10 protein-coding genes are annotated in these 11,331 nt (G+C 71.0%); 9 read left to right on the top strand and 1 reads right to left on the bottom strand.

Annotated elements, in window-relative coordinates; genetic code table 11:
• Positions 1–51: 51 nt before the first annotated feature.
• Both EIO00_RS05440 and EIO00_RS05435 read left to right on the top strand, forming a co-directional pair.
• Positions 52–1,452: a GH1 family beta-glucosidase gene (locus EIO00_RS05440; protein ID WP_140175811.1), complete on the top strand. Its 1,401-nt coding sequence runs from the start codon at positions 52–54 to the stop codon at positions 1,450–1,452.
• The gene (locus EIO00_RS05435) at positions 1,449–2,444 is read left to right on the top strand and encodes a LacI family DNA-binding transcriptional regulator (protein ID WP_206664042.1); all 996 of its coding nucleotides are present in this window, start codon (positions 1,449–1,451) and stop codon (positions 2,442–2,444) included. Before EIO00_RS05440 ends, EIO00_RS05435 begins: the two co-directional genes overlap by 4 nt.
• Positions 2,445–2,800: 356 nt before the next feature.
• Here EIO00_RS05435 and EIO00_RS05430 read toward each other — a convergent pair whose 3' ends face one another.
• The gene (locus EIO00_RS05430) at positions 2,801–4,249 is read right to left on the bottom strand and encodes a Crp/Fnr family transcriptional regulator (protein WP_161602655.1); all 1,449 of its coding nucleotides are present in this window, start codon (positions 4,247–4,249) and stop codon (positions 2,801–2,803) included.
• 1,130 nt (positions 4,250–5,379) lie between these two features.
• On the opposite strand from EIO00_RS05430, the gene EIO00_RS05425 reads away from it, so the two are divergent.
• The 7 genes from EIO00_RS05425 to hypF all read left to right on the top strand — a co-directional run bounded on the left by EIO00_RS05425 (position 5,380) and on the right by hypF (position 11,327).
• Positions 5,380–6,255: a helix-turn-helix domain-containing protein gene (locus EIO00_RS05425; protein WP_140175808.1), complete on the top strand. Its 876-nt coding sequence runs from the start codon at positions 5,380–5,382 to the stop codon at positions 6,253–6,255.
• 209 nt (positions 6,256–6,464) lie between these two features.
• Complete coding sequence (locus tag EIO00_RS05420; protein ID WP_140175807.1) at positions 6,465–6,677, top strand: DUF397 domain-containing protein; 213 nt, start codon at positions 6,465–6,467, stop codon at positions 6,675–6,677.
• Positions 6,678–7,231: 554 nt separating this feature from the next.
• Positions 7,232–7,624: a PadR family transcriptional regulator gene (locus EIO00_RS05415; RefSeq protein WP_241661128.1), complete on the top strand. Its 393-nt coding sequence runs from the start codon at positions 7,232–7,234 to the stop codon at positions 7,622–7,624.
• A complete protein-coding gene (locus EIO00_RS05410) occupies positions 7,621–8,190 on the top strand; it encodes a D-sedoheptulose-7-phosphate isomerase (RefSeq protein ID WP_140175806.1) in 570 nt (189 codons plus the stop codon). The genes EIO00_RS05415 and EIO00_RS05410 overlap by 4 nt, the downstream gene beginning before the upstream one ends.
• Entirely contained in the window at positions 8,187–8,393 is a 207-nt protein-coding gene (locus EIO00_RS05405) for a HypC/HybG/HupF family hydrogenase formation chaperone (RefSeq protein WP_140175805.1), read from the top strand. The genes EIO00_RS05410 and EIO00_RS05405 overlap by 4 nt, the downstream gene beginning before the upstream one ends.
• Positions 8,390–9,037 carry a D-sedoheptulose-7-phosphate isomerase gene (locus EIO00_RS05400; RefSeq protein WP_140175804.1) on the top strand — a complete coding sequence of 216 codons (648 nt, stop codon included), beginning with the start codon at positions 8,390–8,392 and terminating at the stop codon, positions 9,035–9,037. The genes EIO00_RS05405 and EIO00_RS05400 overlap by 4 nt, the downstream gene beginning before the upstream one ends.
• 43 nt (positions 9,038–9,080) lie before the next feature.
• On the top strand, positions 9,081–11,327 hold the full coding sequence (gene hypF, locus EIO00_RS05395; protein WP_241661127.1) for a carbamoyltransferase HypF: 2,247 nt from the start codon (positions 9,081–9,083) through the stop codon (positions 11,325–11,327).
• Positions 11,328–11,331: the final 4 nt, after the last annotated feature.

The raw sequence follows: 11,331 nt of genomic DNA, 5'->3' as shown, positions 1-11,331 counted from the left end.
TCACTTTCCGGCGGCCGGGACCCGGCACGCCGCATCGGAGGGACTGCACGCATGACCACGGTCGGCTCGACCGCCACCACCGCCCGGACCGACGCCCTGACCTTCCCGCCCGGCTTCCTGTGGGGCGCGGCGACGGCGGCCTACCAGATCGAGGGCGCCACGCGCGAGGACGGCCGGGGACCGTCGATCTGGGACGCCTTCACCCGCCGGCCCGGCGCGATCGCCGGCGGGGACACCGGAGAGGTGGCCTGCGACCACTACCACCGCTGGCGGGAGGACATCGCGCTGATGGCCTCCCTGGGGCTGGGCGTCTACCGGTTCTCGGTGTCCTGGCCGCGGATCCAGCCGGACGGCACCGGCCCGGCCAACCCGCGCGGGCTGGACTTCTACGACCGCCTGGTGGACGGGCTGCTGGAGGCGGGGATCACCCCCTACGTCACCCTCTACCACTGGGACCTCCCCCAGGCCCTGGAGGACGCGGGCGGCTGGACGGCGCGCGACACGGCCCACCGGTTCGCCGAATACGCTGGCCTGGTGCACGACCGCCTGGCCGACCGGGTCGACACCTGGACGACGATCAACGAACCCTGGGTGGCGTCGTTCCTCGGCTACGGAGCCGGCGTGCACGCGCCCGGACGGACCGACGCGGACGCGGCGTTCCGGGCGGCGCACCATCTGCTGCTGGCGCACGGGCTGGCGACGCGGCGGCTGCGCGAGGCGGGGGCGGAGCGCATCTCGCTGACCCTCAACCTCGCGCCCGTGCTGTGCCCCGCGCCGACCCCCGGCGAGGCGGACCTGGCGGCGATCGACCTGGTGGACGCGCTGCTCAACCGGCAGTTCCTCGACGCCGCGCTGCGCGGCTCGTACCCGGAGGCGGTGCTGGAGCGCGCGCAGCGGCTCGGGCACGTCCGCGACGGGGACCTGGCGACCATCGCCCAGCCGATCGACCTGCTGGGCGTCAACTACTACAACCCCACCTACGTGCAGGCCTCGCCCGGGGCGCCGGAGAACCCGGCGTTCCCCGGCTCGGCGGGCGTGGCGTTCCCCTCGGTGGACCTGCCGACGACCGCGATGGGCTGGCCGATCGTCCCGGACGGGCTGACCGAGCTGCTGCTGCGGCTGCACCGCGACCACCCGGGGACGCCGCTGATCGTCACCGAGAACGGGGCGGCGTTCGACGACGTCGTCGGACCGGACGGCCGGGTGGCCGACCCGGAGCGGATCGGCTACCTGGAGGGGCACCTGCGGGCGGCGCACGCGGCGCTGGCGGCGGGCGTGGACCTGCGCGGCTACCTGGTGTGGTCGCTGCTGGACAACTTCGAGTGGGCCGAGGGCTACGCCAAGCGGTTCGGCATCGTCTACGTCGACTACACCGACCAGCGTCGTCTGCCCAAGGACAGCGCACGATGGTATGCGGGGGTCATCGCGCGCAACGGACTGGAGGCTTCTTGAAACGGCCGACTCTGGAGGCGGTCGCGGCCCGGGCGGGGGTCTCCCGGGCCACGGTGTCGCGGGTGGTGAACGGGTCGGACACCGTCAAGCCGGAGATCCGCGCCGCCGTGCTGAAGGCGATCGAGGAACTGGGGTACGTGCCCAACTCGGCGGCCCGCAGCCTGGTCACCCAGCGCACCGACTCCATCGGGCTGGTGGTGTCCGAGCCCGCGTCCCGGGTGTTCTCCGACGACCCGTTCTTCTCCATCGTGGTGCGGGCGGTCAGCCAGGAGCTGGAGAGCGCCGGCAAGCAGCTCGTGCTGATGCTGGCCTCCTCCCCGGCCGGGCACGCCCGGGTGGAGCGCTATGTGGCCGGCGGGCACGTGGACGGGGTGATCCTGCTGTCCCTGCACGGCTCCGACCCGCTGCCCGCCGCGCTGTCCCGCACCGGGGTGCCGGTGGTCTCGCACGGGCGTCCGATCTCCACGGTCCGGCCGCCCTACTGCGACTGCGACAACGTGGGCGGCGCCCGCGCGGCCGTGGAGCACCTGGTCGAACGGGGACGCCGGCGCATCGCGACGATCGCGGGACCGCCGGACATGACGGCCGGGCTGGACCGGCTGGCCGGCTACCGGGAGGTGGTGTCCAGGGCCGACCGGCGTTCGCTGGTGGCCATGGGCGACTTCACCCGCGAGTCGGGGGCGGCGGCGATGCGGCAGCTGCTGGAGGACGACCCCGACCTGGACGCGGTGTTCGCGGCCTCGGACCTGATGGCGATCGGGGCGATGCACACGCTGCGCAAGGCCGGACGGCGGGTGCCGGACGACGTGGCGGTGGTGGGGTTCGACGACATCGAGGCCGCCCAGTACACCGACCCGCCGCTGACCACCGTCCGCCAGCCGATCGCGGAGGTCGCCCAGGCGATCGTGCGGATGCTGCTGGCGCTGGAGCCGGGACAGCGGCCGGAGCCGGTCATCCTGCCGACCGAACTGATCGTCCGCGACTCCAGCTAGCTCCTCGCATGCGGCGCCCCTCGCCCGCGCCTTCTCGGCGGCGTCCCTCGCTCACGACGGCATGGCCGGAAACCTTCCTCGTCCCGCGGCGGCCTGAGCCGGAGCGCTCCTCACCCGTGGCATTTCTCGTCCGCGACGACATGGTTCACGGGGCCACGCTGGGGCGACGATCCGACGGATGCGCCGACCTGCATCACCGTGCAGGGCGCTTCGACCGAGGAATGACGATCTCCGGGGTCGCCGCGCCGGCCGGAACCGGTCGGCGATGACCGGTCATGCGGCGCGGACCGGACCGGAGCCGTGGCCGGCTCCGGGTCCGGTCCTTGAGATAAGGCCCTCTCATCGAGAGGCGGGCCTCAGTACGAGGCGGGCCCGATCAGCCGCACCCAGGCGTCGATCGCGCTCTCCTTCACCTGCCCCTGGATCCGCTCATAAGACCCGCTTTCGAATCGCTCGCCGTGGCGGACCACGTATTCGTAGACGTACGGGGAGGCGATGACGCCCAGCGCCGCGTCCGCCGCCTTCATCCGCTCCTTGAACTCGGCGGCGTCCACGAGCCGGGCCGCGTGGATGATCGCGCTGCCGTTGACCCCGGTGTCGTCGGAGGTCACCGGCCCGACGTGCACGCTGAGCCGGAGCCGGATGCGCACCGGCTCGGTGGAGCGCCGATTGTGCTGCCGCACGGCCGCCGCCAGCCGGTCGGGCAGGCGCTCCACCACCCACCGGGTCCTGATCTGAGGCGGCACGACGATCAGGAAGCCGTCACCGCGTTCCTCCCAGTGGCAGCGGTCCAGCCCGTCGAACGGCGCCTCCGCGAACGCCTTCCACACCATGCGCTGCAGTTCGCGCCGCACGATCGCGCGGTCCCCGTCGGTCCGCTCATGCGCCCCGAACTCCGCCACGTCCAGCAGCACCACGGTGCAGTGGTCCTCGTCGAACCGCGGCCGGGTCGTCTCGCGCGTCTCCGGCTCGCCGCGGCCGCTTTGCGCGGGAGCCGCCCGCCGGGACATGTCGGGGATCCGGTGCGGGGGATCGTCCCGTTCGATGAGGCGGTCGTAGACTTGGTCCTCGAGGATGTGCAGCACATGGGGGCGCTCCTCGATGAACCGCGTGAAGTCTTCGGTGCTCAGCACCAGCGCCTGCACCGTCTCCAGCGCGACCACGTTCGCCGAGCGGACGCTGTACCGCAGCGCCGCCCGCTCCCCGACAAGATCACCAGCCGCCCGAGTCGCGAGGACCCGCTCCCGGCCGTCCTCGTAGACGAACACCTTGGCCCGGCCTCTGCGGATGACGATGACGTGGTCGGCGTCGTCGCCCTCACGGAACAGCACCGCTCCTCGCGGGAACGTCCGGAGCACGCCGCGCCGGTCGAGGATCCGGCGTTCCTCCTCGGTCAGGGACTCCCAGAAGGAAGGGGACCACCGGCGACCGTGGGCGGCGCCTTCTCCGTCGAGCCGGGACCTCCGCCAGATCGGGTCCGCTCCTCTGGCCGCCGTCATCGGCGGAGGTCCGATGACGGTCCCCTGCCGGCAAATCAGCGCCAACAGCACCGCCATGAGACCGAACGTCGCCGTCAGAAGCACCATCGCCCCTCCGGCGACGGCGACTCCGGTGACACCGGCGGCCACGACCGAGGCGACCAGCACCACTCCGACGATGAACAGACCGCCAAGAATGGTCTGGGATCTGCCGACGTCCCGAGCGATCAGATGACCGGCCGAGAGTCCGACGACCCTCCCGGAGAGGGCCGCCGTCCGCCGGATCGCCGGAGCGGTGTCCCGCCGGACGGCGAGGGCTCCGGGCACCCGGTGGAAGAATTCAATGTTCGGATCTTGGTCCGCTGCGTTAGCGTTGCGCGAGGACATCGCCCGCATCCCTTGCAACTGTCCGATGAACGCGGCACCAGCCGATCCACCAGCGAAAACGCAGGTGACGGCGGTGGAGTGTCCACCCAGCGGACGCCCTCTTGGTCTGCAACTGCTTCGCAGCTAGACTGGAGGGAGCCGCTGGAGGCAATTGACCAGGTCGGCCCACACGGCCGACCAGGTGAACGTGCACTAGTGGCCAGGTCAGGGCCGTTGCCAGTTATCCGATTCGTCCGGTTGCCAGCCATGAGATCGGAAATCTGGCGACGGCCCTAGCGTTGCGCGCGCCTCGTCTAGCATCCTCCTTCAACCATCCCCGTCGGACGTTCCGCGTTCGGCCCCGCCCGGCGGCCTGTCCCCTTCTGGTGGACCTCGCCCCGGAGGGACGTTCCGCGCCTGGCGATCGCTTTGGGCGATCTACCTCCGATTGAGCCCCAGTGTAACTTGGCGTAAGCCGATGCACCAGTAGTCAGACTGCAATGTTGCATTCTGCGCCGTCGTGTATGGCCTCCGTCCTTAGCGGAACCCGGCTGAGCGTAACCCAGCCGAGCGAGACCGGTCACAGTAGGACCGAGCTGAGCGAGACCGATCAGATCACGACCGAGCCTTGCGCCATAGTTCCATGAGCTATCGGACCATCAGCCATCATGCTGTGCGACACCGGTCCGTACGGAACCGAGCCAAGAGGCAGCGAGCCAACCGGTACCCAGCCAAGCGTCACGCTGCCGAGCGAGACCCATCAGAGCAGGACCGAGCTGACCGATACCGACCACAGCAAGACCGATCAGAGTAAGACCGAGCCGAGTAGGACCAGACGGAGTAGGATGTGACGCATCGACCGGTTCACCCTCCTCTCCCTGGAGACGCTTCCCACCTTGTCAGCCCAGAAGAACAGCCGAGTGAGCCCACCAGGAGGCCCATGACGAGCCCGCATACCACTTCATGACGATCACTTCGCCACTCTTTGGCACCTGGCGCCTCAGGTTGCTCTAAGATGAGTCCGCGCCCTTTGCAAGCTTGCAGAACAGAACCTTCCAACTTGAGACCGTCATCTAGCCACGGAGGATCAGATGGCCTCGGACCAGGGACCAGTCGTCCAGAGCGCGTTGCTCCGCAGCGAACTGGTCAAGCTCCGTAAGGCCAAAGGGCTGACCCAAGAACAGGTGGCCAAGTCCCTGGAGTGGTCCCCCTCCAAGTTGATCCGGCTCGAAGGCGGTCGAAGTTCGATCACCAAGACCGACCTGGACGCCCTGCTCAACGAGTACGGGATCAGCTCAGAAAGTCAGCGGGACCGCCTGCACGCCCTCAACCGAGGTGCGCGCAGCGCCGGCTGGTGGAGCGCCTACCGAGGACAGGTGGCCAGCGGCTACCTCAACTTCATCGGTTACGAGGCGGGCGCCTCCTTCATTCGGGCCTTCCAGAGCACGGTGGTGCCGGGTCTGCTCCAGACCAGGGAGTACTCCGAGGTCCTCACCTCCCAGGCCGTGGATCCCGCCGAGCTGTCACCGCTGATCAACCTCCGGACACAGCGACAGAGGGAGCTCGCCCAGCGGGCCAAGCCGCCGCGGCGGTACTTCGTCATGGACGAGGCGGTCATCCGCCGGCATGTAGGGATCAAGAAGGACCCTGGAATCATGCCGCGCCAGCTCGAGCACATCGCCAACGTGATCGAGGAGGAGCGCGAGCTGGTCACCGTGCGGATCATCCCGTTCCAGGCGGGTGCCCACGCCGGCATGTTCGGTCCTTTCACCCTGCTGGAGTTCGAAGGCGATCTGTCCGACGTCCTCTACCTGGAGTGGGGGCCGGAGGGAACCCAGGCCTTGATTCAGGGGCCCGACGAGCGGGTCACCGACTACGCGGCCTCGTTCGAGTCGCTGCTGGAAGAAGCCCTGTCCGCAGAAGAGTCGTTGGAGCTGATCCGCACTGTCATCGAAGAAATGAGCTGAGGTCACCCGTCCGGCCGCACCCGTCCAGCGGCCTTGTGCACACGGTTCCCACGTCGCCCGTATAGGCGAGTAAAGCCTGACCGCTTACACTCTTTGACGGGAATCGTCCACAAGGTCGTGGTTTACGCTCTCGCCGCCTCGCCGGTCGGACGACCTTGTCTGGTTCGCCGCGCAAGTACCGGGAGCTGCGGCGAACGGGAGGTTGCTGGATGGGTGACCAGTTCAAGGAGCACGCTGCTGTCACGTGGCGCAAGAGCAGCACCAGTGATGTGGGCGGCTGCGTCGAAATCGCGCGCCTGCCGTCGTTTCTCCTGGTCAGGGACTCCAAGGATCCAGGCGGGCCCCGCCTTGCGTTTTCGCTGGCCGGGTGGGCGGAGCTGATGCTCCGCATCCGGCGCGGTGATCTGGACCTCCGTCGCTGACCGGGCGTCATGACTTCATCGCAGGATCTCGCCGATGCCCGGCCCGCCCGTGCCCAGCCCGTCCTTCATCGGCCCGTGTTAGCACACCGTTAGCACGCCTTCTTCACTGGACTGTGTCATGTGACACAGTCCAGTGAAGTCCTCTTAACAAAAATGCCCTGACTCCCGGAACCCGCATCCGTTCTCCGGGCTTCCGGGTGTGCACGGGCATGCCCTCGCCCGTCGTCCGCCCGGGCGGCCGACGCCGCCGGGCGGGACCATGCCCTGCCGTCCGTCGGGCGTGACGGTGGACCTCTCGCCGGACGCCGAGCGGCTCCCCGGACGGCGGGCGGATCCGGCATGCCGGAAGCGGCGTGCGATGCTCCGGTTCGCCGAACGGCTGCGGAAACTCGCGGGTGTTCGACACACAGCGGAGACTCGCGGGCGTTCGGCGCACAACGACCGGAGCGGGACGACACGCCGAGGTGAGAAAAGAGCGATCCAGAGGGCTGTAAGGGATCGGGTCGCCGGGTGTCGGGGGCCAGGGCGGAGGGAAGGGACCCTCCCGTCTCGGAGTGCTGCAGACGGGGGGGTTCATGGAGGGCGGCGAGGTTCGCGGGCTGCTGCATCCCTTTCTGCTTCTGCTCATCTTCGAGCGTCCGGGGCACGGCTATGAGCTGATCGAGCGCCTGGAGCGGATGGGCGTGGGCGGGGTGGAGCCCGCGCAGGTGTACCGGGTGCTGCGCGCCCTGGAACGGGAACGGCTGGTGGTGTCGACCTGGGTCCCGTCCGCCTCCGGACCGGCCCGCCGCCGCTATGAGCTGACCTCCGAGGGCCGGACGCGGCTGGAGGCATGGATGGCCCGCCTGGCCAGGCTGGGGCACATCGTGGAGTCCTGCCTGAGCAGATGGCGGAAGGCCGTGCCGGCGACCGCGCCCGCACCGGACCGCGTCACCGTGCGGCCATGAGCGGCACGGCGCTGGTGGAGGCGGCGTTCCAGCGCCGCGAGGCCCCGGGGCGGGCGCTTATCGACGACGCCGAGGCGGTGGCGCGGGCGTGCCGCGACATGGCGCGGCGGTTCCACCGGGGCGGCCGGCTGCTGGTGTTCGGCAGCGGGGCCTCGGCGACGGACGCCCAGCACATCGCGGTGGAGTTCGTGCATCCGGTGGTCGTCGGCACCCGGGCGCTGCCCGCGATGTCGCTGAGCGCCGACCCGGCCGCGCTCACCGCGATCACCTCCGAGGACGGCCCCGAGGAGATGTTCGCCGCCCAGCTCCGGCTGCTGGCGGCGCCGGACGACATCGTCATGGGCGTCTGCACGGGCAGCTGCCCCGCCGTCCGCAACGGGCTGGCGGCGGCGCGGGAACGAGGCGCCCTGACGGTGGCGCTGACCGGCGCCGACGGCGACGACCTCGAAGCCGACCATCGCCTGGTCGCCCGCTGCGCCGACCCGACCGTGGCCAAGGAGATCCACGTGACGATCTACCACGTGCTGTGGGAGCTGGTGCACGTCTTCCTGGAGCGGATCCGATGAGCGACCACTGCACCGGCGAGGTGTGCGTCACCTGCTCGGACACCGCGGTGCGCGCCCGGATCACCGCGGTGCTGGACGACGGGCTGGCGCTGGTGGACACCGAGGCCGGCCCCGAACGGGTCAGCGTCGCGCTGGTCGACGCCGACGTGGGCGACGTGGTGCTCGTGCACGCCGGGGAGGCGATCGCGGTGGTGCCGTCATGACCGAGACGCTGTATCCGTTCCTGCACCCGGCGGATCCCGCCGATCTGGACGAGGTGCTCGCCGAGGTGCGGCGTTCCACCGAGGACAAGGCCCGCGAGATCGCCGCGTTGCGCCGGTCGCTGGCCGCCGCGCACGGCGAACGGCTGACGGCCTGCGCCCGCCGGATGGCCGAGGCGTTCCGGGCCGGCGGGCGGCTGCTGGCGTTCGGGAACGGCGGCAGCAGCACCGACGCCCAGGCCCTGACCGCGCTGTTCGTGCGCCCGCCGGCCCCGGCGCGGCCGCTGCCGGCGACGTGCCTGCCCCAGGACGTGGCCGCGGTGACGGCGTTGTCCAACGACGTGGGTTTCGAGGTGGTGTTCGCCCGCCAGATCGCCGCGCTCGGGCGGGCCGGCGACATCGCGGTGGGCCTGTCGACGAGCGGCGGATCGGCCAACGTGGTGGCCGCGTTCGCCGAGGCGGCCCGCCGCGGCCTGGTGACGGTCGGGTTCGCCGGCTACGACGGCGGGGCGCTGAGCACGGCCGGGACGGTCGAGCACCTGTTCGTCGTGCCGTCCTCGTCCGTGCACCGCATTCAAGAGGCTCAGATGACGCTCTATCACGTGCTGTGGGAGCTGACGCAGCACGCGCTGGACGGGGGGCTGTGATCCGGTGACCGGTTCGCGGAGCGCAACGCGGGTGCGCCTGCGTGTGGAAGGGATCGTTCAGGGGGTGGGGTTCCGCCCGTTCGTGTACGGGCTGGCGGATCGGTACGGCCTGGCGGGGTTCGTGGGCAACGACTCGCGAGGCGTGTTCGTGGAGGCGGAGGGCTCGCCGCAGATGGTGGCCAAGTTCACCGCCGACCTGGCCCGCACGTCGCCGCCGCTGGCGGTGGTGGAGCGGATCACGACCGAGCACACGACGCCGATCGGCGAACGCGGCTTCCGGATCGTGCCCAGCGACCGGGACTCGGGGGACCAGGACGCGCTGGTGGCCCCGGACACCGCCACCTGCGCCGAGTGCCTGAGCGAGATCGCCGACCCCGCGGCGCGGCGGCACCGGTACGCGTTCACCAACTGCACGGCGTGCGGTCCGCGCTTCACCATCGTGCGGGACGTCCCCTATGACCGGTGCCGGACGACCATGGCGGACTTCGCCATGTGCGCGGACTGCGCGGCGGAGTACGGCGACCCGGACGACCGGCGGTTCCACGCCCAGCCGGTGTGCTGCCCGACGTGCGGGCCGACGCTGCGGCTGCTGGACGCCGCATGGCAGGAGGTCCCCGGGGACCCGCTGGAGCAGGCGGTGCGGTGGCTGCGGGAGGGCCGGATCCTGGCGGTCAAAGGGCTGGGCGGCTACCACCTGGCCGCGCTGGCCGACCACCCGCAGGCGGTGGCGGAACTGCGGGCGCGCAAGCACCGGGAGGCCAAGCCGTTCGCGGTGATGGCCCCCGATCTGGCGTCGGCCCGTTCGCTGGTCCGGTTGGACGCGGCGGCGGAACGGGTGCTGACCGGGCCGCGGCGTCCGATCGTGCTGGCGCCGCGGCTGCCGATCGCCCGGGTGGCCGACGCGGTCGCGCCGGGGTGCCGGGAGCTGGGGGTGATGCTGCCGTACACGCCGCTGCACCATCTGCTCGCCGAGGAGCTGGGCCGTCCGTTCGTGCTGACCAGCGGGAACCTGTCGGACGAGCCGATCGCCTACCGGGACGAGGACGCGCGGGAACGCCTGGCACAGGTCGCGGACGGCTTCCTCACCCACGACCGGCCGATCCATGTGCGGGTGGACGACTCGGTGGTGCGCGTGTTCCGGGGGCGTGAGCTGCCGATCCGACGCTCGCGGGGATATGTGCCCTCGCCGGTGCCGATGAAGTGGCCGTTCCCGCATCCGGTGCTGGCGTGCGGGGCGGAGCTGAAGAACACCTTCTGCCTGGGCCGCGAGCATCACGCGTTCGTGTCCCATCACATCGGCGACCTGGAGAACTACACGACGCTGCGCGCCTACACCGAGGGCATCGAGCATTTCTGCCGGCTGCTGGGGATCCGGCCGCAGACGGTGGCGCACGACCTGCACCCGGAGTACCTGTCGACCAAGTACGCGCTGGAGCGCACCGACGTGGAGCTGGTGGGGGTCCAGCACCACCACGCCCACATCGCCTCCTGCCTGGCCGACAACGGGGTGTCCGGGCCGGTGATCGGCATCGCGTTCGACGGCCTGGGCTACGGCCCCGACGGCACCCTGTGGGGCGGTGAGTTCCTCATCGCCGACCTGGTCGACTATGAACGCGCCGGGCATCTGGCCCCCGTGCCCATGCCCGGCGGCACCGCGGCCGTGCGGGAGCCGTGGCGGATGGCCGCCGCCTATCTGGACGCGCTCTACGGCGACGGCGTGCCGGACCTGCCCGTGCTGCACCGCCACCGGGACCGCTGGCAGGCGGTCGTGACGATGGCCCGCACCGGCACCAACTCCCCGCTCACCTCCAGCGCGGGCCGGCTCTTCGACGCGGTCGCCGCGATCCTCGGCGTCCGGGACGAGATCTGCTACGAGGGCCAGGCCGCCATCGAGCTCGAACAGCGCATCGACCTCAATGAGAGCGGCGGGTACGCCGCCACCATCACCAAGGGTCCGCCGGTCGTCGTCAACGCCGCCGACCTGGTCCGCGGGGTCATCGGCGACCTGGCCTCCGGGGTCGGCGTCGCCCGCGTCGCCGCCCGCTTCCACAACGGGCTGGCCTCGGCGGCCGTCCGCGCCGCCTGCCTGCTCCGCGACCGCGTCGGGCTGCGCACCGTCGCGCTGTCCGGCGGCGTCTTCCAGAACATCACCCTGCTGGAGCGTCTGGTCACCGGGCTGGAGCGGGAGAACTTCCATGTGCTGACCCACCACCGGGTCCCGCCCAACGACGGCGGCATCTCCCTGGGCCAGGCCGCGGTGGCCGCCGCCCGGGCCCGCCGCTGGAACTGACCCT

Source organism: Thermomonospora catenispora (genome assembly GCF_006363815.1).
In the GTDB taxonomy this organism is placed as follows: domain Bacteria; phylum Actinomycetota; class Actinomycetes; order Streptosporangiales; family Streptosporangiaceae; genus Thermomonospora; species Thermomonospora catenispora.
This window is presented reverse-complemented; position numbering and strand designations above follow the sequence as displayed.